This is a genomic window from Piscicoccus intestinalis NBRC 104926 (assembly GCF_001515525.1).
Taxonomy (GTDB): Bacteria; Actinomycetota; Actinomycetes; order Actinomycetales; family Dermatophilaceae; genus Kineosphaera; species Kineosphaera intestinalis.
Genome location: NZ_BCNQ01000001.1, coordinates 1 through 23730, shown reverse-complemented (window position 1 = coordinate 23730; position 23730 = coordinate 1). Strand labels below are relative to the sequence as shown.

Here is a 23730-nt window from a genome sequence, read left to right as displayed (position 1 = left end):
CCGGCATGGCTGGGGACGCCGTCACCGACCTGTGCGAAACCCACGCCCACCTGCCCCGCGAAGCCGCCATCTTCATGGCCCGCCGCGCACCGGCGTGGGTGCACCACACCGACCTCGAACCCGCCGCGTGGCACGGCCTCTACCTCGCCGCCGCCACCTACGACCCCGACCGGGGGACGGAGTTCGGGGCGTGGGCATGGCACCGGATCTGCGGCGCCATCCGCGACGACATGCGCGGCATCGACCACGTCCCGCGGCGTCTGCGCGTGGACAGGCATCGTGTCACCGACGCCGCAGTCGCCATCACCTCCACCGGCCGCCCAGCGACCACCGAGCAGGTCGCCGCCGCCACCGGGCTCACCCCGGCCCGGGTCCGGGACGCTCTCGCGCTCGCCGCGGCACGGCCCGCGTCCATCGACACCCGCATCGCCAACCACGTCCCCGCCCAGCCCGCGCCCGGCATCGAACACGCGAGGGACGCCGCGCTCACCGCGTGGTGCTGGGCCGCGATCCGCCGCCTCCCCGACCAGCAGCGCCAAGTCATGGAGTGGACGTACCGCGACGGCTGGTCCCGGCAGGCATGCGCCGACGAACTCGGCGTCACCGAATCCCGCATCTCGCAGATCCACTCCGCCGCCTGCACCACGGTCCGTGACTTCATCGCGTGGCGCCTCGGCCGCCCAGACATGCCCGTAGGCCCGACACAGGCCAAACGCCGCCACACCTACCGGCAGGCAGTCACCGCCGACATGCAACAGCGCCCCCGCCACTAGGCGGGGGCGCTTTCGTCGTTCTCGGTCACTTCTCGTACTTTTCTTGCTCCAACGCTTCCGCGACCCACGTCCGGATCACCTGGGCCTGGGAGAACCGGCGCCCGGCGGTGGAGAGGGCCGCGGCTCTCCGGTCGGCCTCCTCGATCACCCAGTCCGGGAACCCCAACCCACGCACGAAAAAGGGTCCGCTCCTGACCGAACCAGGAACGGACCCCACCCGGAGCCTACTCGAACGTCACCGGCTGCCCCGAGTAACCCCAGTCCACCGTCAACAGAAAGTCGCTGCCCGGTTTCCCGAACGCCTGCCGCCACTTCAGCGACTTGCCCGGCATCACCCGCGACGACGGAAACGTAGACCGGTCACCATCGAACACGGCCTCCGCCTCACGGTCGCCCGACGTCGCCCTCACCACGATGTTCGACGCCTCCACCGCCGCCGAAGATCCGTTCGTCAACGTGATGTCGACCGCGACGAAGTTCTTCACCGACTTGTCCGAGATCGCCGCGTACTCGCCCGGCTTGAACACGGTCGGCTTCGACACCCGCACCTTCACACCGTCCGGCCACGTCGCCTCCTGACCGAACGCGTACGCACCCTCCGCAGGCGACGACACTGCCGCGGTCTCCGCCGCAGCCTCCCCAGGATCGGCCACCTGCGGCCCCGGCGACGCACACCCAGCCAGCACCAACACCGTTGCCGCAGCAGCAGCCGCCCACACGCGAATCCTCATGCCCTAGAGCCTATCCCGCGCACAACCCCAGGCGCCGCCACAAGATCAGCGAACGCATCACGATCCGCCCGGAACACATGCCCATACCGATCCGACGTCGTCGTGATCGACTCATGCCCCATCGTCCGCTGAATCGCCGTCAACGAATGCCCATCCGCGATCGCCCACGACGCGAACGTATGCCGCAAATCGTGAATCCGAGGACGCTTCCCCTCACCCACCTCATCCCACACCACACGCGGCCGACCCCGCCCCTCACGCACCACCCGGCGCCGGTCACCCGCGAACGCGTGCACTGCCGGGGTCCACACACCCTCATGGAACGTCGGGTGCCGCACCGGCCCTCCCCGGGTGTTCGTGAACACGAACTCCCGCGGCCCGCGCCCCTCTACGAGCTCCTCGAGGTCGGCCCGGCAGGCGGTCGGGAGCGCGACCGTGCGGTTTGAGCGCGTGGTCTTCGGAGCCCCGAGTCGGTGCCCTGCGCCGTCGGTGTGCTTCCACGCCCGCCGCACCTGGATCGTCCGCGCCTCGAAGTCCACATCTGCCACCGTCAACGCGGTCGCCTCCGACCAGCGCATGCCCGTACCAGCGAGCAGCATCACCAACGGCCGCCACCGGGCCGGGACGAGCTCGTGCAGCCGCGCGAACTCGCCCCGGGTGAGGAACGTCATCTCCGGCCGCTCCACACGCGGGAGCTTCACGCCCTTCGCGACGTTCGTCCCGACCAGCCCGTCACGCACCGCCGACGCCAACGCCGCCGACAACAACGACTGCCTGTTCCGGATCGACTTCGCGCTCAGCCCACGCCGCTGCAGCCCGTTCACCCACGCCGCGACAGCGTCATACGACAGGGCCGTCACCGGCACCGGACCGAGCTGCGGCACGATGTCCCGCTCGCACATGCGCCGGTAATCCCGCCGCGTGCCCTCCTCGACACCCGTCAGGTGCGTGATGTGGTGCTCGACCTGCTCACCGACCGTCCGCGCCCGCGCAGCGTCCGGCACCTCAAGCGCCCGCAACGCCAACTCCGGCCCAGCGGACTCCAGCAGCGCTTTCCAGCGCCGGGCGCCGGTCTCGTCGGTGAACGGCACCACCCGCCGCCGACCGTCCTGCCGCCAGTAGACGCGCCACCTCGTCTCGCCGCTGGCGAGGGTCCGCTCCTCAAGCCCGGCCATCGATCGCACCTCCGCGTGGTCCCTGACTGGTCCCTAACATCCCGAGAAACCCCACCGAAACCCGGCTTGACCTGCGCGAATACATGGTGTCCGGAGGGGGACTTGAACCCCCACGCCCGATAAAGGGCACTAGCACCTCAAGCTAGCGCGTCTGCCATTCCGCCACCCGGACAAGGATGTGAGCGGCCCGCCTGCGAGGTCTCCAGCACCGCTGGTTGCGCTCGTGTGCGTGCCGCCGGCAACGACATCGAACACTAGCACGGGCCCCCCGGCGCCCGCGAAATCCGGCGGCGCGGCACCGGTCCGGGCAATGTACGCATGGCACGTTCAGCACGCGGTCGGACCGATAGAGTGGCGAGAGGCCCTGCGCCCGTTGGGTGCCGCTGGGGGTGGCCTACCGGCTCCTTCGCTCGGCAGTTCGCCCGGGGCCGTCGCCGACATCACACGGTGACATCAGACTCTGACATCACGCACAGACATCGCACACAGCCGACGGAAGGGCGCAGCATGAAGCTCGTCGTGACCGGGGGCGCCGGCTACATCGGGTCGGTCGTCACCTCCCAGCTCCTCGACGCGGGACACGAGGTGACCGTCGTCGACGACCTGTCGACGGGGCATCGCGACGCGGTGCCCTCCGGAGCCGGTTTCGTTCAGGCGCGGGTGCACGACGCCGCCGACTTCCTCGACCCGCAGGTGGAGGGCGTGCTGCACTTCGCGGCCAAGTCGCTCGTCGGGGAGTCTGTCGAGAAGCCCGAGATCTACTGGGAGAACAACGTCGTCGGGTCGTACGCGCTGCTGGAGGCGGTGCGCGCCCACGGCATCGAGCGGTTCGTCTTCTCCTCCACCGCCGCCTGCTACGGGGAGCCCGACGTCTCCCCGATCACCGAGGACGTGACACCGGCTCCGATCAACCCGTACGGGCACAGCAAGTTCGCGGTCGACATGCTGCTCACGGGCTACGCCGCCGCGCACGGCCTGGGCGCCACCTCGCTGCGCTACTTCAACGTCGGCGGCGCGCGCGGGGCGTTCGGTGAGCGACACGCGATCGAGACCCACCTCATCCCCAACCTGCTCAAGGTGCCGGCCGGGCAGCGCGAGCGCGCCGCGGTCTTCGGCACCGACTACGCGACGAAGGACGGCACGGCCGTGCGGGACTACCTGCACGTCGTCGACCTCGGACGCGCCCACCTGCTCGCGCTGGAGACCAGCGAGCCGGGCCGGCACCGCATCTTCAATCTCGGCAGCGGCAACGGGTATTCGGTCAAGGAGGTGCTCGATGCCTGCCGCGAGGTGACCGGTCACGAGATCCCCGCCGACGAGCACCCGCGTCGGGCCGGCGACCCGACGACTCTCGTCGCCAGCTCCGCCCGCGCTCGCGAGCAGCTCGGCTGGGTACCCGAACTCGGCCTGCGTGAGATCGTCTCCGACGCGTGGGCGTTCATGCAGGAGTCGGGCCGATGAGCACCGACGCCCAGGGCGGGGCCGGGTCGGCGCAGGGCGCTACGCAGCTCTTCGAGTCGTTGCACGGCCGCGCGCCTCAGGGTGTCTGGGCCTCCCCCGGACGGGTCAACCTCATCGGCGAGCACACCGACTACAACGAGGGATTCGTGCTGCCGCTGGCGATCCGGCAGCGCTGCGTCGTCGCCGCCTCGGCCGCCGACGCCTCGGCCGGTTCGAGCGTCACCTCGGCGCAGCGCCCCGGCGAGACGATCCGCTTCACCGCAGCCACCGTCTCCCCCGGCGATGTCGACGGCTGGGCCGCGTATGTCGCCGGCGTGCTCTGGGCGCTGCGCGAGGCCGGCCACGTGGTCGGGGAACTCGATCTCGTCGTCGACAGCACGGTGCCGCTGGGGGCGAGTCTGTCGTCATCCGCGGCCATCGAGTGCGCGGTCGCCGCCGCCGCCGCGGGCCTGGTCGGGATCGACCTCGACGCCACGCAGATCGCGCTGCTCGCCCAGCGCGCGGAGAACGACTTCGTCGGCATGCCGTGCGGCGTCATGGACCAGATGGCCTCGATGCACGGCAAGCCCGGGCAGCTGGTCTTCATCGACACCCGCAGCCTGGCGGTCGAGAACGTGCCGTTCGACCTGTCCGGCCACGGCCTCGCTCTGCTCGTCATCGACACCCGCGCCCCGCACGCGCTCGTCGACGGCGAATACGCCGCGCGACGCCGGGACTGCGAACAGGCCGCCCAGCGCCTGGGCGTGCCCGCGCTTCGTGACATCACCGGGGCCGGTCTCGACGACGCGCTCGCCCGGCTCGACGGCCCCGACGACGAGACGATGCGCAAGCGGGTGCGGCACGTCGTCACCGAGGACGATCGAGTGCTGGAGGTCGTGCAGGTCCTGCGGTCCGGCACCGACCCGCGCGCCATCGGCCCCATGCTCAACGCCTCGCACGCGTCGATGCGCGACGACTTCGAGATCACGGTTCCGCACGTCGACGTGGCCGTCGACACCGCGCTGTCGGCCGGTGCCGTCGGGGCCCGCATGACCGGAGGCGGTTTCGGCGGGTCGATCATCGCGCTCGTCGAGCAGGACGCCGCGGAGTCGATCGCCCAGGCCGTCGCCGGCGCCTACGCCGAGCGGGGCTGGGAGGCTCCGGCGCCGTTCGTCACACGCGCCGAGCAGGGCGCCACCCGGCTGGCCTGAGCGCGGAGCCTGAGCGCGGCGTCCGAGGAGCGGCTCGCGTGCGGCGGGTGCTCCGCGCAGCCGGCCGCCCCGCGCCCGCCTCCTACCTCTCCTGGAGGCGCCGCCGGGCGTGGGCGGCGAGCATGACGCCCGCACTGACGCACATGGTCAGGCAGCCGATCGGTAGCGGCAGGCAGCAGCCGGCCACCGTCACCTGCGTGCCGCGCCGCGTGCGGGTCGTGTAGTGCGGGAAAGGCAGCCCACCGAAGCCACCGCGTGACGCCTGGGCAGATTCCGGACCCGGTCCGCGGCCACGCGAGGGCACGTCGTCCTGCGGCCCGTACGGGTCGCTCATCGGACCGCCGGGACCGCCGGGACCGATGGGCTCGACGGGCGACTGGCGGGGCGGTCGGTCCTGCGGCTCGTTGGGGTAGGTCATTCGACGCAGATACCCACCGGAGCGCGACGCAACACCTCCCGAAACCGACATACCAGGAAAACACAGAGAGGCCCGGACACGATCGGTGTCCGGGCCTCTCCCACGGTCGGCGACGCGGTCAGCGCCGCCGGGTACGCCGTGTCAGCGTGTCAGCGCCGTCAGCGACGACGGTTGCGGTCGACGTCGCCGTCGCCGCGGACGTCGCCGTCCTTGTCGACCTCGACCTCTTCCTTGCGGACGGTGTCGGTGACGCGCTCGTGGTCGGTGACCGTCTCCTTGGACAGGCCGACGCGCTCCTTGGCGACGGTGTCCTTGTCGACGTGCACGCGGTCCTCGTGGACGTCCATCGAGACCTCTTCGGAGTCGTCGCCGATGCGGCCGACGTTCTCGCCCTCGCGGACGGGCTGGCGCTCGACGTGCACCTCTTCGCGCTCGACCGGCACGTTGACGGTCTGCTCCTCGGTGCGCACGTGCTTGCGCAGCCGCACGCGGCCGGTCCGCTCGCGCTCGGTGCCGACGCGCAGCTCCTCCTCGCGGCGGACGACCGAGTCGCCCTCGGCGCCGCGGTCGGCACCGCGGTCACGGTCACGGTCACGGCCGGTCAGGCCCGCACCGCGGTCCGCGCCGCCATCAGCGCCGTGGTCCGGGTCGAAGCCCGCACCGCGGTCCGCGCCACCGTCAGCACCATGGTCCGGGTCGAAGCCCGCACCGCGGTCCGCGCCACCGTCAGCACCGTGGTCCGGGTCGAAGCCCGCACCGCGGTCGGCACCGCCATCAGCACCGTGGTCCGGGTCGAAGTCGGCACCACGGTCACGGTCACGACCACCGGCGGCCCCGGCCGCGCCCGCCGCACCGGCAGCGCCCACACCCGCGCGGGTGTCGGTGCCACCGACGTTGTAGTAGCGGTAGAGCTCGTCCTCTTCCTGCTCGGTGATGTGGTGGTCGGCGTCCATGTTCGGCGCGTCCTTCACGAAGCCCTTGGAGTAGGGCACGCGGATGTCGTCGCCGTCCAGGCTCGCGTCCTGCAGCGGAACGAAGGTCTCCTTCGTGCCGAACAGGCCCGTCTTGACGGTCGCCCAGGTCGGGCGGTCGGTCTGGTCGTCCAAATAGATCTGTCCCACACCGCCGATCTTGTCGCCGGTCTCGTCCACGACGTTGGCGTCGTAGAGACGGCGAAGGTCGTCCTGCGTCATGTCGTTGCCGAACATCCTGCTCCTTTTGTGTGAGTGGTCCCCGGGGGGCTGCGGGCGCCGTCATCGACAGCGCCCGAGGCCGGACTGCTGGTTGTCACATTGCGACAGCGCGGTGCGCGCACGCGCGCCCGACCATCCCCGAGCGGGTAGACCGGTACGAGCACGCTCGCCCCGGCCGCCGGTTGTCCAATGCCCAAGCCACCCCAGATACATGCACGTTTGCGGGAAATATCCGCAAGCGCCGATTGCTCATGGCGCACATCGGTTTCGCCGCCTAGCCCGGAGCGCGCACCGCGTGAGACGGCTCACACCCGCCGGTGGGCAGGCGAATGCGACACCGCCGGGCCTGCATCAAGGCCGGCGGTGGACGAGCAGCGGGAGCACCGCATGGGCACCGTGCCGACGCAGCGCCCGGGTGGCCACGGTAACCGCCCAGCCCGAACTCGTCGCGTCGAGAACCAACAGCACGGCCCGGTCGGCCACCGCCTCGGCCACGGCTGGCGGCACCTCGAGAGCGTCGAGCCAGCGCGCCACCTGGGCGGCACCGGCGAGTTCTCGATCGCCCTCGATGGCGGCGGACCCGCCCGGCGCAGGCCACCGCGCCCGCTCGAGTCGCCCGACGGCGGCGACATGGTCGGCGACCGCCCCTGCGACGCGGGGCAATCCGGCGGTCGGCAGGTCGACGACGACGTCGGGACGCCGGCTCCACTCGGAACGCCAGGCCACCAGCGCGTCGACCGCCGCTTGGCCGAGTTCCGGTGGCGGGTCGGCGTCGTCGGTGAGGCAACCGCGCACGACCTCCGACCACTCCGGGGCGTCGGCGTGCACGAGCACCCGCCCAGGCTCGGCAGCCTCCCCGGCCGCGATTCGCCCTCGCAACCCGGATTCGCCGCCGGGCCACATGCGTCGGGGTTCGAGCACCGTCTGCTGCGAACGCAAGACGCGCGCCACGGCCCCGACGACGTCGCCGGACGGGCGATCCGTCCACCCGTCCGGCAGCCGCCCGGTGCACACGCCGCAGCGACCGCACGGGCCGGCCTCGGGATCGTCGAGTGAGCGGGCCAGCAGCTCCATGAGGCAGGCGCGCCCGGCGAGATAGTCGGTCATGATCGCCGCTTCTCGCCGACGACCCGCGAGGATGCCCTCGTAATGCTCTGCGTCGTAATGCCATTCGCGGCCGGTGGCGACCCATCCGTCGACCTCGCGGCGCACGACGTCGTCGACGGCCAGCTGCTTGAGGAGCAACTCGACACGCCCCCGCCTGATCCCGGTGCCGGCCTCCAAGGCGACGACCGACTGCGGCTCGGGCTGCGCGCGCAGCGCCTCGAGCAGCCGGTCGCACTGGCGCGGGTCGGGCAGCGTCGACGTGGCGTAGTACTCCCACACCCCGGTGTCGGCGCCGGAGGGCAGCACCGCGACCGCGGCGTGGTCGATAGCCCTCCCGGCGCGACCCACCTGTTGGTAGTAGGCGACGGGCGACGGTGGGGCGCCGACGTGGACGACGAATCCCAGATCGGGTTTGTCGTACCCCATGCCGAGGGCCGAGGTCGCGATCAGCGCCTTGAGGCGGTTGTCGCGCAGCGCGTCTTCGAGGCGTTCACGCTCCTCGATGGGCAGGCCGCCGGAGTAGGCGGCCACCGGCGCGTCGGGACCGTGCACGGCCCGAACGGCCTCGACGAGGCGGTGGGTGTCGGCCACCGTGAGCACGTAGACGATTCCGGAGCCGGGCAGGTGCGGCAGGTGTTGCGCCACCCACGCGTACCGTTCCAGCGGCGACATCGGGGGCAGCGCGTGCAGCGCCAGGGACGATCGCGACAGCGGCCCGCGCAGCACGAGCGTCGACTCCCCCAGTTGCGCGGCGACGTCGGCCGTGACCCGCGCGTTGGCGGTGGCGGTCGTCGCGAGCACGGGGGTGGCCGGGTTGAGGTCGCGCAGCACGTCGGCCACCCGGCGGTAGTCGGGGCGGAAGTCGTGCCCCCAGTCGGAGACGGCGTGCGCCTCGTCGACGACCAGCAGCCCGAGCCGCCCGGCCAGGTGATCGAGCACCCGTCGCCCGAATCCCGGATTGGCCAGCCGCTCCGGGGAGACGAGCAGCACGTCGACCTCGTCGGCGCGCAACGACTCCTCGATGCCGGCCCACAGGTCGACGTTGCCGGAGTTGACCGTCACCGCGCGCAGGCCGGCGCGCCGGGCCGCGGCGACCTGGTCGCGCATGAGGGCCAGCAGGGGCGAGACGACGAGCGTGGGCCCGGCTCCGCGCGCTCGTTGTAACGCGGTGGCGACCCAGTAGACCGCCGACTTGCCCCAGCCTGTGGCCTGCACGACGAGCACTCGGGCCGCCGGCTCCAGGAGGGCGGCGACCGCCGACTCCTGGTCGGGGCGTAGCCGGGCGCCGGGGCCGGCCAGGGCCGCGACGACGGCGTCGGCACGCTCGCGGTCGGCGGGCCCCAGTGGGCTCGGGGCGTTGCGCGGGGACGCGTCGGTGGGCGCCGACGCGGGCGGGGGCGGGGAGTTCTCGGTCACGGTCGCCACGGTATGCGCGAGGTCCGACAAGATGCTCGGCGCCGCGGCACCGCCTGTGGACGACGCCCCGACAGCGCAGGTCAGCGGGGCTCGGGCGGCGGGGAGGTGATCTCGGCCGGGTCGGCTTCGGGCTCCGAGGCGAGCCCACCCGAGGTCGACGCGGCCCCGGGGGACCCAGCGGACTCAGTGGGCTCAGCAGACTCAGTGGGCTCAGCAGACTCAGCAGACTCAGCGGGCCCAGCCGGAGCGCCGGGCGGTTGGGTCGGAGCCGGCGCGGTCGGATCAGACGGCTTCGCAGCCGATGCCGCCGGATCCGACGCCGCCGGCTCAGACGCGGCCGTCAGCCCCTTGGCGGCGCGGCGGGCGGCGACGTCGGCGGCGTCCATGCGCCCCGCCTCCTGCAGGGTCGGTGCGGTGCCGCCGAGGCGTGCGGGCTGGAACACCAGATCGCTGCCGGTCAACGGCGGGTACATCGCCTGGGCGGCGTCGAGCATCTCCTGCATCCGTTGCCGCAGCAGCGTCTCGACCTCGGCAGGCCGCTGCCCGCGCTCGACGCGGATCGGCTCCCCGGCCGACAGGATGATCGGCGTGTTCGTGCGGCCGAGTCGCTTCGGGTGCCCCTTGGTCCAGACCCGCTGCGAACCCCACAGCACGACCGGAACGATCGGCACACGCGCCGCCGCGGCCATGCGGATGGCGCCGGACTTGAACTCCTTGAGCTCGAACGACCGGGAAATCGTCGCCTCGGGGAAGACGCCGACCAGCTCGCCGGCCTTGAGCGCCTTGAGCGCCTCCCGGAACGACGCGCTCCCGCTCTCGCGGTCGACCGGGATGTGCTTCATGCCGCGCATCAGCGGCCCCGCGACCGGGTGGGTGAAGATCGTGTCCTTGCACATGAACCGGATGACCCGCTTGTTCGGCCGGGCGACGAGACCGGCGTACGCGAAGTCGAGATACGACAGGTGGTTCATGACGATCACCGCGCCGCCCTCGCGCGGGATGTGCTCCGCGCCGGTCACGGTGAATCGCAGCCCCTGCAGGGCGAACAGCAGGCGGGCGAACCCGATGACGGGGGTGTAGACCGGCTCCATAGGCGGCAGCGTAGCCGCGCGGGCCCTGCGAGCAGCGGCGCGCTCGCCGTCCCGCACGGCTGGCTACCCTGTCGTTCATGCCCTCCCCGCCGACGGCGTTGCGCCATGTCAACGCGACCCGTTACGTCACGCCGTTCCGCGAGGGCGGCTCGCTGCCCGGGCTCGTGGAGGCCGACGACCTCGGCATGTACGTCGTGAAGTTCACCGGAGCCGGGCAGGGGCCCAAGGTGCTCGTCGCGGAGGTCGTCGTCGGCGAGCTCGGCCGGGCGCTCGGCCTCCGGGTGCCCGAACTCGTCTCGATCGAGCTGCCGGCGCCGATCGCCCGGTACGAGGCCGACGAGGAGGTGCAGGATCTGCTCAACGCATCGGGCGGCCTCAACCTCGGAATCGATTACCTGCCAGGGGCTTTCGGCTACGACGGGTCACGGCCGGTGCCGGGGCCCGAGGCGGAGGCCATCCTGTGGCTCGACGCGTTGACCGCGAACATCGACCGCACCTGGGACAACCCGAATCTGCTCGTGTGGCACCGTCGCCCGTGGCTCATCGACCACGGTGCGGCGCTGTACTTCCATCACGGCTGGCCCTCCCGGGCCCCGAACGCCCAGCGCTTCGCCGCCGCCCGCTTCGACGCCGACCGGCATCTGCTGCGCGCGCAGGCCGGCGACCCGGCGAGCCGACACGAGGAGTTCGCGGCGGTGCTCGACGACTCCACACTTGTGCGTGTGGTCGAGATGGTTCCGGACGCGTGGCTCGAACCCACCGAGCAACTCACCGACGCCGAGGCGGTGCGAGCGGCCTACGTCGAGCACCTGCGGGCCCGGCTGGACTCCCCCGACGCCTGGCTGCCGGGGCCCGCGGGGGGAGGCTCGCAATGACCGCCTCCATCGACTATCAGTACTTCGTGTGGCGGGCGGTGCCGCGGCCCGAGCGCGAGGAGTTCCTCAACGTCGGCGTCGTCGTGTACTGCGAGGACAGCGGCGAATTCCTCTGCGGGTACGAGGTGAACGACGACCGCCTGCGGTCGCTCGACCCCGGCGTGGACCTCGACGCACTGCGCGACGCGCTGGAGAACCTCAGCGGGTTGATCCGCGACGGCGGGAGCGCCGGGATGGCTCGCGCCCGCCGCCGCGGCGCCCTCTTCGGTTGGCTGGCGGCGCCCCGCAGCACCCTCGTGCAACCCGGGCCCGTGCACGGCGGTCACGTCGCCGAGCCGGGGCCCGACGGGCTCGCGGGGGAACTGGACCGGCTCATGGCGCGGCACGTGGCAGTGCCGGCCGCGCCCAAGTACCCGGAGTAGCCCGGCGTAGCCCGGAGCCCCCGGCGTAGCCGCAGACCCCCAAGGAGTCGGGTGCGGCCGCGCCGAGCGGGGGCGGGCGGGCGCGCGTCGGGAGCGGTCAGCCGAGCAGGGCCTCCACGATCGGGGTGGCCCCGTCGCGGAAGTCGATCGTGCGCCCGATCGTGGCGGGCTCGCGCAGCGCCGCGACGATGACCTCGGCGACATTCTCCCGGGAGGTCTCGTTGCCGTCGGAGAAGCGGCCGACGTCGATGTGCTGGGAGGCGGGCTCCAGGGTGAGCTGACCCGGTCCGAGGATCGTCCAGTTCAGGTCGGTGCCGCGCAGGTACTCGTCGGCGGCGGTCTTGGCGTCGGCGTAGGCGAAGAACGGGTTGTCCTCGGGCACACCGTGGTCGGGGCCGGCCCCCATGTACGAGACCATGACGTAGCGGGACACCCCGGCCTCCTTCGCGGCGTCCATCGAGCGGATCGCGGCGTCGCGGTCGACCGCGTACGTGCGCTGCGGGTTGCCGCCGCCCGCGCCGGCGCTCCACACCACGGCGTCGCGGCCGCGCAGCGCGTCGGCGATCTCGGCGGTGTCGGCGTTCTCGATGTCGAGCACGAGCGGCGTGGCGCCCGCGGTCTCGATGTCCGCGGCGTGCTCGGGGTTGCGGATGACGGCGGTGACCGTGTCGCCCTGGGCGGCAAGGACCGGCGCGAGGCGCAGCGCGACCTTGCCGTGGCCACCGATCACGAGGATGTCGGACATGTGAAGCCTTCCTTCGTCGGCTGAAACGGGGTCTATCCGGCGCCAACACGGCTGACCCCGCGAGCATTCCGGCCGCCTCGCGCCGGTCCGGGGCACCGCCGCACCGAGCCTCGGAGGCGGCGCGCGGCGGCGTCGAGATCCTCAGCCGTGCAGAGCGACCCGCAGCGCCGCGTAGCGCTCGCGCAGCTCGCGGGAGGCGCTGGCGTCGCCCGGCTCGGTCTCGGAGACGATCCGCATCGGCCACGAGGGCGGGGCCTCGTCGCCCGAGAGCGCCCAGGCCGCCTGCCGGGCCGCGCCGATGCCGACGTACTCGCCGGGCTCGGGCACGGCCACCGGCACACCGAACAGCTCGGCGGCGACGGCCCGCACGGCTGGGGAACCGGCGGCGCCCCCGATGAGCAGCACGCGCTCGATCGGCGTGCCCTGCTCGCGCAGCGCGTCGACGCCGTCGGCGAGGTTGCACAACATGCCCTCGACGGCCGCCCGGGCGAGGTTCGCCGGGGTCGCGTTGGCGCGGGTCAGCCCGCCGAGCGTGCCGGTGGCCTCCGGCAACGCGGGAGTGCGCTCGCCGTCGAGGTACGGCAGGAGACTGAGGCCGTTCGCGCCGGGTGGCGCCGACAGCGCGAGGCGCGACAGGTCGTCGAGGTCGACCCCCAGCATCGAGGCGGCGGCGACGAGCACGCGCGCGGCGTTGAGGGTGCACATCAGCGGCAGGTGCCGGCCGGTGGCGTCCGCGAAGCCGGCGATCGCGCCGCTGGGATCGGTGGGCGGCGTGTCGCTGACGGCGAACACCGTGCCGCTCGTGCCGAGCGAGACCACGGCCTGCCCCACCTCGAGCTCCAGCCCGAGGGCCGCCCCCATGTTGTCCCCGGTGCCCGGGGCCACGACCATCCGGGGTGATCCGCACACAACACTGTGCCCAACGGTCTCCCCGGGAGGCGCGACGTGCGGCACGCCGCACTCGCGCCCGAGGCCCATCGCCAACAAGTCTGGGCGGTACTGATTCGTCGCGGCGCTGAAGTACAACGTTCCCGAAGCGTCCCCGCGGTCTGTCACCCACTCCGGCGGTCGGGCTCCCCCGTCGGCCAGCAGCCGGCCCGTCACCCAGTCGTGCGGGAGTACCACGTGGGTGACCCGCGCGGCGGTCTCGGGTTCGTTCTCGGCGAGCCAACGCAGCTTGGTCAGCGTGAACGACGCGCCCGGCACCACCCCGACCGCGTCGACCCACGCCTGCGGACCGCCGAGTTCCTCGGTCAGCGCACGGGTCTGCGGGGCCGACCGGGTGTCGTTCCACAGCAGCGCGTCGTGCAGCACGGTGCCGTCGGCGTCCATCGCCACCATGCCGTGCTGTTGCCCACCGACCGCGATGGCGTCGACGCCGTCGAGGAGACCGCCCGCCGCCGCCGTCTCGAACGCCTGCCACCAGTGCGCCGGGTCGACGGCGGTGGCGTCGGGGTGACTCGCGCGGCCCTCGCGCACCACCTGCCCCGTCTCCGCGTCACAGACGACGATCTTCGTCGACTGCGTGCTCGAATCGACCCCGGCGACCAGCGTCCGACTCACGGTGCTCTCCCTGTCTTCTCGACTCATCTCGGCTCGTCTCGGCTCGTGTCCAAGCGCCGCGCGACGCGCTCACTCGTCGAAGACGATGCAGACCTTGCCGCCCTCGCCGCGGTCGGCGATCTCGTAGGCGCGCCCCGCCTCCGACAGCGGCAGCCGGTGCGTGACGACCACCTCCGGGTGCAGCCGCCAGCGCACGAGGTTCTCCAGCAGCTCCTCCATGTGCAACACGGAGGTGACCCACGACCCGTACAAGGTGATCTGCTTGTGGATGAGCAGGTCGGAGACGGCGAACCTCACCTCGCCGCCCTCGCCCACGAACACGCACCGGCCCCACGACCGGGTGTTGCGCAGGGCCGACTCGCGAGCGGCCGGGTTGCCGGAGCAGTCGACCGCGACCTCGCACCCCTCGCCGCCGGTGGCCTGCGCGACGGCCGCGTCGAGTTCTTCGGGCGCGACCGCGACGTCGACGAGCCCGAGCTCCAAACCCTGCGCGCGCCGGCCTTCGTTGACGTCCGAGTCGATGACGTGGGTGACGCCGAGCGCGCGCCCGAGCATCGCGGTGGCCAGCCCGACGGGCCCCAGGCCCGTGACGAGGAGCCGGTCCCGCCCGCTGGGCGCCGCCTTGAGCAGGCCCTCGTAGGCGGTGCCGAACCCGCACGAGACGAGCGCCCCGTCGACATAGGTCAGCGGCTCGGGCAGGAGCACGCAGGAGTCCCCCTCGGCGAGCAGATACTGCGCGTGCCCGCCGTCGCGCTGCCAGCCGTGCGCGGCGCGGAACGGCTCGTGGCAGCCGACCTCGTAACCCCGGCGGCACTCGGTGCAGACCCCGCAGCCGGCGATGTGGTAGACCACCACCCGGTCTCCGACGCCCAGCCGCCGCACCCCCGCACCGACGGCGACGACCTGGCCGCACGGCTCGTGCCCCGCCAGCACCCCGCGGTACGCCTCGGCGCCGGTGCCGAGGTGCTCGCGGTAGATCGCGCGGATGTCGCTGCCGCAGATCGAGGAGGCCTTCGTCGCCAACAGCACCTGGCGCGGCCCCGGGGAGGTCACCGGCGCGGTGATGTGTTCGACCGTGCTGTCGCCGGGAAGCCGGACCCCCGCCATCGTCTCGGGCAGGGCGGCGGTCGTCGTGCTCATGCGGTCAGGCCCCTCTCATGAACGCCTCGAGCGTGGCCCGGGCCCCCTTCTCCCGCAGGGACGCCAGGTGCTGGGTGTAGGCGGCGACGAACCGCTCGTCGCCGGCCAGGGCGCCGAAGTAGTCCTCCATGCGCAGGAAGGCGACCGGGTCGGTCTTGCTCGCCTGTGCCGCGGCCATCACCCGGTCGCGGTCGTTGTCGCGCACGTCGATGGGCTCGCCCTGCTCGTCGACGCCCTCGGCGTAGCGCGCCCACGAGGCGACGACCAACGCCGAGGCGTCGAACTGTCCGCCCGCGGCCAGGTTGTCCCGGATGACCGGCACGAGCCACTTCGGGATGCGGTCGGAGGATTCCAGGCACAGCCGCGACAGGTGATCGCGCACCGCCGGATTCGCGAAGCGGTCGATGAGCTCGTGCCGGTAGGCCGGTAGGTCGACGCCCGGCACCTCAGGCAGCGTCGGGGAGCCTTCGCGCTCCATGTACCGCAGCAGGAACTCGCGGAACAGCGGGTCGGCGCAGACTTCGTGGGCGTACCGGTAGCCGACGAGATAGCCCAGGTAGCACAGCGCCTGGTGGCTGGCGTTGAGCAGCCGCAGCTTCATGAGTTCGTACGGCACGACGTCCTCGACGAGCTGGGCGCCGGCGTGCTCCCAGTCCGGCCGCCCGAGCGGGAAATGGTCCTCGATGACCCATTGGGTGAACGGCTCGGCCACTACCGGCCACGCGTCGCGCACCCCGAAGCGCTCCTCGATGAGGGCGACGTCCTCGGGCGTCGTCACCGGGGTGATCCGGTCGACCATCGCGTTGGGGAAGGCGACGTTCGCGGCGATCCAGTCGGCCAGCTCGGGGTCGATGAGCCGGGCGAAGGCGCAGATCGTGCGTTTGGCGACGTCGCCGTTGCCGGGCAGGTTGTCGCTGGACTGCACGGTGAACGGCGCCACGCCCGCCTCCCGGCGCGCGGCCAGGGCGGCGACGATGAAGCCGAACGTGGTGCCCGGGGTGGCGCCCGGCAACAGGTCGGGCTGGATGCTCGGGTGGTCGGCGCGGAATTCGCCGGTCACCTGGTCGATGAGGTAGCCGCCCTCGGTGATCGTCAGCGCGACGACCTTCGTGTCGGGGTGGGCCATGACGTCGACGACGGCCTGCGGGTCGTCGGGCGCGAACAGCATCGTCGTCATCGAGCCGATGATGTGCGGCTCCAGCGTGCCCGACGGGTGCTTGAGCACGAGGGTGTAGAGGCAGTCCTGCCCGGTCATCGCCTCGAAGATCCGCCGGTCGTGGGGCAACGCCGCGATGCCGCAGATCCCGAAGTCGAGGGCCTCACCGCGCGCCATGAGTCGGTCGAGGTACATCGCCTGATGTGACCGGAAGAAGCCACCGACGCCGACGTGCACGATGCCGGTGCGCACCCGCGACCGGTCGTAGCCGGGCACCGCGACCGCTTGGCCGGCTCCGATCTGCGACAGCGTCTGGGCGGACAACGGCAGGCTGGCACTCACTTGACGGCTCCCATCGACAGTCCCTGCACCAGCTTGTCCTGGGCGGCGAAGCCTGCGATGAGCACGGGCAACGAGACGACGAGCGAGGCCGCGCAGACCTGTGCCAGGAACAAGCCCTGACTCGTGACGAACCCGGTCAGGAAGACGGGCGCCGTCTGGGCCACCGTACCCGTGAGCACGCGGGCGAAAAGCAGTTCGTTCCAGCTGAAGATGAAGCAGATGAGCGCGGCCGCGGCGATGCCGGGCATGACGACGGGGGCCACGACCTCGCGCATCGTGCGGATGAGACCGGCCCCGTCGACCTCGGCCGCCTCGAGCATCTCCTTGGGCACCTCGGCGAGGAAGCTGCGCAGCATCCAGATCGCGATCGGCAGGTTCATCACCGTGTAGAAGAGGATGAGCAGCCAGATGTTGTCCAGGAGCCGGGTCCGCACCGCGAAGAGGAACAACCGCAGCGCCGCGACGATCGGCATGAACTTCGTCGACAGGAAGAAGAACAGCACGTCGCTCCACTTGTTCACCGGCCGGATGCTCAGGGCGTACGCCGCCGGGAACGCCAGCAGCAGCACGAGGAGTGTCGAGACGACGCTGGCCATGAGCGAGTTCGCCAGGTACGGCCACGGGTTGGAGCCGAAGAACGAGCGGTAGCCGTCGAGCACGAGCGGCGCGAACACCGACGGCGGATTGGTGGCCGCGTCGGCCTCCCGGTGGAAGCTCGTCAGGACCATCCAGAACACCGGCGAGACGAACACCAACCCGACCACCCAGGCGAGCACCCCGAGCAGCAGCTCCGAGCGTGGCGTGCGCTTGTGCCGGATCTCCTGGGAGCCCGAACCGCCGGCCGGGCGAGCGACGGGGGCATCGGCCGTGGTGCTCATCGGGTCTCCTCCTTGAACAGACTGAGCACGGTGCGCAGCGCGAACATCGCGATGATGATCGTGCCGAGCACGACGATGACGCCCGCCGCAGAGGCGATGCCGTAGTCGTGCGCCGTGTAGAACGTCTGGTAGATGAAGTACGGCAGGTTCGCGGTGCCGAGGCCGCCGGACGTGATCGTGAAGACGTGGTCGAAGTTCTGCACGATGTTGATCGCGCCGAGCAGCCCGGCGAGTTCGATGAACGGGCGCAGGTGCGGCAGCGTCATGTGGATGAAGATCTGCCAGGCGTTCGCGCCGTCGATGCGGGCCGCCTCGACGACGTCCAGCGGCCGGCTCTGCAGGCCCGCGAGCAGGATGAGCATCATGAACGGCGTCCACTGCCACACGATCGCGATGACCACCGACCAGAACGGCCACTGACTGATCCAGTCCGGCTGCGGCGCGCCCGCCCCGAACACCCACGTCAGCACCCCGTTGAGGAGCCCGTACACCGGGTTGTAGACCGCGTGCTTCCACAGCAGGGCGGCCGCGATCGGCACGAGCAGGAAGGGCGTGATCATCATCGTGCGCACGACGCCGCGGCCGAGGAACTGCCGGTCGAGCAGCAGCGCCATGACGAGACCGCCGAGCAGCGAGAGCAGCACGACCGCGGCGGTGAGCAGGGCCGTGACGAGGATCGCGCTGCGCGCGTCGGGGTCGGCCAGCACGTACCCGTAGTTGGCGAAGCCCGCGAAGTAGATGTCGTTGGGGTAGTAGGCGTTCCAGTTCATGAACGAGATCACGATCGTCGCGACGAACGGGATCTGCGTCATGAGGATGACGAGGATGAGAGCCGGCAGCAGCGGCATGCGCCGGGCCCACGCGCCGGTGCGGTGCAGGGCGTTGCGGTTCTTGGCGGGCTGGGTGGCCGCAGCGCGACCGCGCTCGGGGGTCTGCGGAGTCTGGGTGGCGGTCATCGCTGTTGGTACTTCCGTCCGACGAGTTCGGCTGCCGTCTGGCCCTTGTCGAGCGCCTCGGCGACCGTGGTCTGGCCCGCGATCGCCGCGCTGACGTCCTGGCTCACGCTGGTGCCGAGCGCCGGGAACTCGGGGATGTCGATGAACTGGATGCCGGGAGCCGGTCGCGGCTGCAGGCCGGGGTTGTCGGGGTCGGCCGACTCGATGGCGGCCTTCTCCACGTCGGCGAAGGCCCCGGCGACCCGCTGGTACTCGGGCCGGTCGTACGTCGAGGCGCGTTTGCCGCCGGGCACATTCGCCCAACCGACCTGCTCGCCGACGAGCTGCTCGTACTCCTTGCTGGAGGCCCACGAGATGAACTGCCAGGCGGCGTCCTTGCGCGGGTTGGCGGCCTGCACGGCCCACGCCCACGTGTACAGCCACCCCGAGCTCTTCGTCTTGACGACCGGTGCCGCGACGTAGCCGAAGTTGCCGCGGTGCGGGGAGTCCTGCGCCTCGAGGGAGCCGGCCGCCGACGTCGCGTCGTACCACATGGCGGTGCGCCCGGTGACCAGGCTGTTGAGGCACTCGGTGAACCCGGACTGGGCCGCACCGGCCTGCCCGTGCGCGCGAACGAGGTCGACGTAGAAGGTGACGGCCTGGGTGAACTCCGGGGAGTTGACGCCGGCGGTCCAGTCGGCGTTGAACCAGGTGCCACCGAAGGTGTTGACGACCGTGGTCAGCGGGGCGAACACCTGGCCCCAACCGGGCTGGCCGCGCAGGCAGATGCCCTTCATACCCGGCTGCGCCCCGTCGAGCTGGGCCGCGATGTCGGCGACCTGCCGCCACGTGGGGTTCGGCGGCATGTTGATGCCCTTGGCGTCGGTGACGTCCTTGCGGTACATGAGAAAGCTCGACTCGCCGTAGAACGGCTCCGCGTAGACGTTGCCGTCGACCGACAACGACTGCGTCATCGGCCCGAGGATGTCGCCCTGGTCGAAGGCCGGGTCACGCGCGATGTAGTCGTTCAGCGGCGCCACCCAGCCCGCCTTGCCGTAGATCGGCACCTCGAAGTTGCTCAGCGACGCGACGTCGTAGAGCCCCGCCTGCGCGGAGAACTCCTGGCTGATCTTGCTGCGCACGTCGTTCTCGGGCAGCGTCGTGAAGTTCACCCGGATGCCGGTCTTCGCGGTGAAGTCCGCGGCGGTCAACCGCTGCAGATCCATCATCTGCGGGTTGTTGACCATGAGCACGTTGACGGCGTTGGCGTCGTCGCCCCCGGCCAGGCCCGCACCACCGAAACCGGCGCAGCCGCTCAGCGCGACCGTTCCGGCCGTGGCGAGCGCGACGGCGGCCACCGCCACCGTCCTCGTTCGTGTCCTGCGCACACGCCCTCCCCGTTGAGGATGCTCATCTGAGCACACTTAGTGCACACATGCTGTGTACGGAGCATTCTTAGTCTGCGACGAGTTTCGTTGTCGATAGTCCGTTCTGCCCGTCCGGCACCGACACTGGGCGCCATTGTGGAAGGTGACACGTGTGGGGTCCGTCCGGTCGGTCCCGTGCGCACGAGGAGGGCGCGCGAGGCCGCGGCCGTAGGCTGGGACGGCAGAACAGCTCGGAGGACGATCACATGAGCGAGCAGACGCAGCACCATCGCGGGACGAGCCGCGGGCTCGACCCCGCTGGCGGCCCGCCGGCCGGTCCCCGGCACGCGCTGCTGCTCGGCACGGTCGCCCGCCGCTTCTACCTCGAGGGCGCGACCAAGGTGCAGATCGCCGACCAGCTCGGGCTGAGCCGGTTCAAGGTGGCCCGGCTCCTGGAGGAGGCGCTCGACAGCGGGCTCGTGCGCATCGAGGTCGGCGCGCCCGGCGGCCTGGACACCGACCTGTCCACCAGGTTGGCCGCCCGCCTCGGCCTGCGTGACTGCCTCGTCGTCGATACGGCGGGGCGCTCGGTGCCGGAGGCCCGCCGCCAGCTCGGCCGCACGTCGGCGGACTACCTCGCCGAGGTGATCACCCCCGACGACGTGCTCGGCCTGCCGTGGTCGCGCGAGGTCTACGCGATGGTGCAGGCCCTGACGACATTGCCGCAGGTGGAGGTCGTGCAGCTGTGCGGCGCCCAGCAGCTGCCCGACGACGACGCCAGCGCCGTCGAGGTCGTCGTGCAGGCGGCCCGCCTCGCGGGAGGTCGCGGGCACGTCTTCTACGCGCCCCTCATCGTCGACGGCGACGAGGCAGCCCGCGCCGTGCGGCGGCAACCGACGGTCGCCGAAGCCCTGGCCCAGGTCCGGCGGGTCACCCGGGCTGTGGTCGGGATCGGGCACTGGGCGCCGGGAACCTCCTCGATCTACGACGCGCTGACCCCGCCGGTCCGCGAGGCGGTGCGCGCGCAGGGCGTCGTCGGCGAGATCGCCGGGGTCTTCTTCGACGCCGAGGGCGCCGCCGTGACACCGGAGCTCGCCCGCTGCGTCGTCGGACTGTCGGATGCACGGCTGCGGGCGATCCCCCGCGTCTGCGCCGTCGTGCTCGGGGCCGCCAAGGCCCCGGCGGTCCGCGCGGCGGTCGCGGGCGGTCTCGTCGATTCACTGATCATCGATTCGGCCCTGGGAGAGGCGCTGCTCGACGGTTAGAGTCGGGCATATGAACCAGGAACGACCGCAGGCCCACGACCCCTACGCCCGGCTCCCGCAGACCGCTTCGTTCGAGTTGAGCAGCCCTGGCTTCGCCGACGGCGATCCGCTGCCGGCCAAGCACGCCTACGGCGAAGACAACATCTCGCCCGCCCTGGAGTGGTCCGGCGCCCCCGAGGGCACCAAGCAGTTCGTGCTCTCCTGCTACGACCCCGACGCACCGACCCCCTCGGGCTTCTGGCACTGGTTCGTCGTCGGCGTCGCCGGCGACGCGACCGGCGTCCCCGAAGGAGCCGGTCACGTCGGCGGCGGCTCGATCCCCGGCACGGCGGTGCAGCTGGCCAACGACTACGGCACCCGTGACTTCGGCGGCGCCGCTCCCCCGCCCGGAGACGGGCCGCACCGCTACATTTTCGCGGTCCACGCCCTCGACACCGACGACCTCGGCCTCGACACCGACACGAGCCCGGCGAAGGCGTCGTTCATGATGCTCGAGCACGTCATCGGCCGCGCGACCCTGACCGGGACGTACGAGATCACGGGCTGAGACCACCCGCCCGCGCTGCGGCGCCCCGCCTGGCCGGCGGGGCGCCGCAGGTGTTTGTGCACCTGTTGTCGATTCGACCCCGGCTCGTCCGTCATCGTGGTGAGGTCGCGCCCGCGGCCTCACCGCCGTGACGAAAGGACACCCTCATGACCGAGTACATGGTCGTCATCCTCGGCGACTCCGACCGATGGTGGTCGTCGATGAGCCTGGCCGAACGCAAGGACGGGTACGCGGAATACACGCGCTTCCACCGCGAGGTGACGCAGCGTGGGCACCGTGTGCTCGGCGGCGCCGAGCTGCACGCGAGCACGGAGGCGAAGTCGATCCGGCCCGGCGGCGGGCCCGTCACCAATGGGCCGTTCGCAGAGACCGCCGAGCACGTCGGCGGCTACTACCTCATCGAGACCGACGACCTCGACGACCTACTCGACTGCTGCCAGATCATCGCTCGCGTCGGCGACGGCATCGAGGTGCGCCGCACCGTCGACCCGGCGGAGAGACCCTCGTGAGGTACCTCGTGCTGCTCATGGGGCCCGGCGAGTTGCCTGCGTGGGCTGAGCTGAGCGCGGCCGAGCAGGAGGAGGCGATGGGCCGGTTCGCAGCCTTCGACGCGGCCTGCGCGGCCCGCGACGGCGTCAGCGTCCTCGCCGGTGAGGCGCTCGGCGACGGCGACACCGCGACCGTGCTGCGCACCCGCGGCGGACGGGTGAGCCTGACCGACGGCCCCTACGCGGAGGCGGTCGAGCAGCTGGGCGGGTTCTATCTCGTGCAGGCGCCGGATCTCGACGTGCTCGTCGACCTGCTGGCGCTGTTGCCGCCGTACGACATGCAGATCGTGCCGGCGATCGACGTCGCGTGAACCCGCCTCCGGCATGACGCACGCACAGGCGGACGCGGCCCTGCAGACGGTGGTGCGCGAGGAGTGGGGGCGCCTGGTCGCCCTGCTCCTCGCGCGCTACCGGCGGCTCGACCTCGTCGAGGACGCGCTGGCCGACGCCGTCGAGGCGGCCGCCCGCACGTGGGGCGCAGCGGGCGAGCAGGACGTGCCCGACAACCCGGCCGGGTGGCTGCTCACCGCCGCGCGGCGCCGCGTGCTCGACCGGCTCCGGGCCGAGGCAATGCACCGGCGTCGGGCGCCCCTGCTGACCACGGACGCCGAACTGCGCGCGGCAGCCGCCGCGACGATGGCCGACCCTGGCCGGCTCGTCGAGAACGACCTGCTGCGCCTCGTGCTCATGTGCGCCCACCCGGCCCTCGCGCCGGAGGCGGCCAGCGCATTGAGCCTGCGGCTCGTGCTCGGCGTGCCGACCCCCGACATCGCCAGCCTCTTCCTCGTGTCGGAGCCGACGATGGCGGCGCGGATCACCCGGGCCAAGAAGAAGATCGTCACGGCGGGCATCCCCTTCGCGGTGCCCGACCTCGACGCGCTGCCCGGGCGGCTCGACACCGTCGCGTCGACGGCCTATCTCGCGTTCACCGCCGGTTACGCGCCCGGCAGCGGCCCCGACCTCATGCGGATCGAGCTGGCCGGCGAGGCGATCCGGCTCGTGCGGGCGGTGCTGGCGTTGCGCCTCGGGGAGCCGGTGCTGCTGGCCCTCCTCGCGCTCACCCTCCTGCAGCACTCCCGGCGCGACGCGCGCCTCGACGACGCGGGTCAGCTCGTGCTGCTGCCCGATCAGGACCGTTCGCGCTGGCACCGCGACGAGATCGCTGAGGGCCTGGGGTTGCTGGCGGCCTTTCCCGCCGACGCCCCGGTGACCGCGCAGGCCGCGAGCACCTGGCTGCAGGCGTGCATCGCCGGGGAGCACGCCCGCGCGCAGACTCCCGAACAGACGCGCTGGGATCGGATCGTCGCGCACTACGACGCGCTGCTGGCCCTCGGCGACTCCCCCGCCGCGCGGCTGGCGCGCTGCGTCGCGCTCGCCGAGGCCGAGGGCCCG

General features: G+C 72.0%; 24 protein-coding genes and 1 tRNA gene. 10 read left to right on the top strand and 15 right to left on the bottom strand.

Translation table 11 applies throughout. From position 1 onward, the window contains the following. Window positions 1-5: 5 nt before the first annotated feature. Window positions 6-773, top strand: a complete 768-nt coding sequence (locus tag PINTE_RS00120) for a sigma-70 family RNA polymerase sigma factor (protein WP_068424408.1) — start codon at window positions 6-8, stop codon at window positions 771-773. Between the two features lie 25 nt (window positions 774-798). On the opposite strand, the gene PINTE_RS22385 is transcribed toward PINTE_RS00120, so the two are convergent. The 4 genes from PINTE_RS22385 to PINTE_RS00105 all read right to left on the bottom strand — a co-directional run bounded on the left by PINTE_RS22385 (window position 799) and on the right by PINTE_RS00105 (window position 2851). Beyond that, the gene (locus PINTE_RS22385) at window positions 799-948 is read right to left on the bottom strand and encodes a hypothetical protein (protein ID WP_157086970.1); all 150 of its coding nucleotides are present in this window, start codon (window positions 946-948) and stop codon (window positions 799-801) included. Window positions 949-997: 49 nt separating this feature from the next. Further along, the gene (locus PINTE_RS22380; RefSeq protein ID WP_217996443.1) at window positions 998-1492 is read right to left on the bottom strand and encodes a hypothetical protein; all 495 of its coding nucleotides are present in this window, start codon (window positions 1490-1492) and stop codon (window positions 998-1000) included. A gap of 8 nt (window positions 1493-1500) precedes the next feature. Beyond that, the gene (locus tag PINTE_RS00110) at window positions 1501-2598 is read right to left on the bottom strand and encodes a tyrosine-type recombinase/integrase (RefSeq protein WP_157086968.1); all 1098 of its coding nucleotides are present in this window, start codon (window positions 2596-2598) and stop codon (window positions 1501-1503) included. Between the two features lie 165 nt (window positions 2599-2763). Beyond that, window positions 2764-2851: transfer RNA gene (locus PINTE_RS00105), tRNA-Leu, on the bottom strand. Window positions 2852-3186: 335 nt separating this feature from the next. Between PINTE_RS00105 and galE the strand changes: the two genes are divergently transcribed. Continuing rightward, window positions 3187-4140 (top strand): UDP-glucose 4-epimerase GalE, encoded by a 954-nt coding sequence (galE, locus tag PINTE_RS00100; RefSeq protein WP_068424396.1) that lies wholly within the window; start codon window positions 3187-3189, stop codon window positions 4138-4140. Beyond that, window positions 4137-5330: a galactokinase gene (gene galK / locus PINTE_RS00095; RefSeq protein ID WP_084343043.1), complete on the top strand. Its 1194-nt coding sequence runs from the start codon at window positions 4137-4139 to the stop codon at window positions 5328-5330. The genes galE and galK overlap by 4 nt, the downstream gene beginning before the upstream one ends. Window positions 5331-5412: 82 nt before the next feature. Here galK and PINTE_RS00090 read toward each other — a convergent pair whose 3' ends face one another. From PINTE_RS00090 to PINTE_RS00075, 4 genes are all read right to left on the bottom strand, one after another. Continuing rightward, window positions 5413-5748 carry a hypothetical protein gene (locus tag PINTE_RS00090; protein WP_068424389.1) on the bottom strand — a complete coding sequence of 112 codons (336 nt, stop codon included), beginning with the start codon at window positions 5746-5748 and terminating at the stop codon, window positions 5413-5415. Window positions 5749-5906: 158 nt separating this feature from the next. After that, window positions 5907-6956 (bottom strand): DUF2382 domain-containing protein, encoded by a 1050-nt coding sequence (locus PINTE_RS00085; RefSeq protein ID WP_245642724.1) that lies wholly within the window; start codon window positions 6954-6956, stop codon window positions 5907-5909. A gap of 336 nt (window positions 6957-7292) precedes the next feature. Beyond that, window positions 7293-9473: a DEAD/DEAH box helicase gene (locus PINTE_RS00080; RefSeq protein WP_084343042.1), complete on the bottom strand. Its 2181-nt coding sequence runs from the start codon at window positions 9471-9473 to the stop codon at window positions 7293-7295. Between the two features lie 71 nt (window positions 9474-9544). Next, a complete protein-coding gene (locus PINTE_RS00075) occupies window positions 9545-10555 on the bottom strand; it encodes a lysophospholipid acyltransferase family protein (protein ID WP_084343041.1) in 1011 nt (336 codons plus the stop codon). Window positions 10556-10632: 77 nt separating this feature from the next. Here PINTE_RS00075 and PINTE_RS00070 point away from each other — a divergent pair, with 77 nt between their 5' ends. Both PINTE_RS00070 and PINTE_RS00065 read left to right on the top strand, forming a co-directional pair. Further along, on the top strand, window positions 10633-11430 hold the full coding sequence (locus tag PINTE_RS00070) for a HipA family kinase (RefSeq protein WP_068424387.1): 798 nt from the start codon (window positions 10633-10635) through the stop codon (window positions 11428-11430). Then, the gene (locus tag PINTE_RS00065; protein WP_084343040.1) at window positions 11427-11852 is read left to right on the top strand and encodes a DUF3037 domain-containing protein; all 426 of its coding nucleotides are present in this window, start codon (window positions 11427-11429) and stop codon (window positions 11850-11852) included. Before PINTE_RS00070 ends, PINTE_RS00065 begins: the two co-directional genes overlap by 4 nt. A gap of 97 nt (window positions 11853-11949) precedes the next feature. Here the strand turns inward: PINTE_RS00065 and PINTE_RS00060 are convergent, their stop codons facing one another. The 7 genes from PINTE_RS00060 to PINTE_RS00030 form a co-directional block, all read right to left on the bottom strand. Further along, the gene (locus PINTE_RS00060) at window positions 11950-12597 is read right to left on the bottom strand and encodes an SDR family oxidoreductase (protein WP_068424382.1); all 648 of its coding nucleotides are present in this window, start codon (window positions 12595-12597) and stop codon (window positions 11950-11952) included. Window positions 12598-12738: 141 nt separating this feature from the next. Further along, entirely contained in the window at window positions 12739-14160 is a 1422-nt protein-coding gene (gene xylB, locus PINTE_RS00055) for a xylulokinase (protein ID WP_245642723.1), read from the bottom strand. Window positions 14161-14229: 69 nt separating this feature from the next. Continuing rightward, a complete protein-coding gene (locus tag PINTE_RS00050; RefSeq protein WP_068424376.1) occupies window positions 14230-15300 on the bottom strand; it encodes a zinc-dependent alcohol dehydrogenase family protein in 1071 nt (356 codons plus the stop codon). 4 nt (window positions 15301-15304) lie between these two features. Beyond that, window positions 15305-16798 (bottom strand): mannitol dehydrogenase family protein, encoded by a 1494-nt coding sequence (locus PINTE_RS00045; protein ID WP_068424372.1) that lies wholly within the window; start codon window positions 16796-16798, stop codon window positions 15305-15307. Continuing rightward, the gene (locus PINTE_RS00040; protein WP_068424370.1) at window positions 16795-17676 is read right to left on the bottom strand and encodes a carbohydrate ABC transporter permease; all 882 of its coding nucleotides are present in this window, start codon (window positions 17674-17676) and stop codon (window positions 16795-16797) included. The genes PINTE_RS00045 and PINTE_RS00040 overlap by 4 nt, the downstream gene beginning before the upstream one ends. Further along, window positions 17673-18632, bottom strand: a complete 960-nt coding sequence (locus tag PINTE_RS00035) for a carbohydrate ABC transporter permease (protein ID WP_068424366.1) — start codon at window positions 18630-18632, stop codon at window positions 17673-17675. Before PINTE_RS00035 ends, PINTE_RS00040 begins: the two co-directional genes overlap by 4 nt. Next, window positions 18629-19969, bottom strand: coding sequence for an ABC transporter substrate-binding protein (locus PINTE_RS00030; protein WP_245642722.1), 1341 nt, complete (start codon window positions 19967-19969; stop codon window positions 18629-18631). Before PINTE_RS00030 ends, PINTE_RS00035 begins: the two co-directional genes overlap by 4 nt. A 275-nt stretch (window positions 19970-20244) precedes the next feature. On the opposite strand from PINTE_RS00030, the gene PINTE_RS00025 reads away from it, so the two are divergent. The 5 genes from PINTE_RS00025 to PINTE_RS00005 form a co-directional block, all read left to right on the top strand. Continuing rightward, window positions 20245-21243: a sugar-binding transcriptional regulator gene (locus PINTE_RS00025; RefSeq protein WP_084343038.1), complete on the top strand. Its 999-nt coding sequence runs from the start codon at window positions 20245-20247 to the stop codon at window positions 21241-21243. Window positions 21244-21253: 10 nt separating this feature from the next. Beyond that, window positions 21254-21790, top strand: coding sequence for a YbhB/YbcL family Raf kinase inhibitor-like protein (locus PINTE_RS00020; RefSeq protein ID WP_068424359.1), 537 nt, complete (start codon window positions 21254-21256; stop codon window positions 21788-21790). Between the two features lie 146 nt (window positions 21791-21936). Beyond that, window positions 21937-22299: a YciI family protein gene (locus PINTE_RS00015; protein ID WP_068424356.1), complete on the top strand. Its 363-nt coding sequence runs from the start codon at window positions 21937-21939 to the stop codon at window positions 22297-22299. Beyond that, window positions 22296-22649, top strand: a complete 354-nt coding sequence (locus tag PINTE_RS00010; RefSeq protein ID WP_245642721.1) for a YciI family protein — start codon at window positions 22296-22298, stop codon at window positions 22647-22649. Before PINTE_RS00015 ends, PINTE_RS00010 begins: the two co-directional genes overlap by 4 nt. A gap of 13 nt (window positions 22650-22662) precedes the next feature. Next, window positions 22663-23730, top strand: a 1068-nt coding sequence (locus tag PINTE_RS00005) for an RNA polymerase sigma factor (RefSeq protein ID WP_068424350.1), incomplete at its 3' end; no start/stop codon positions are given.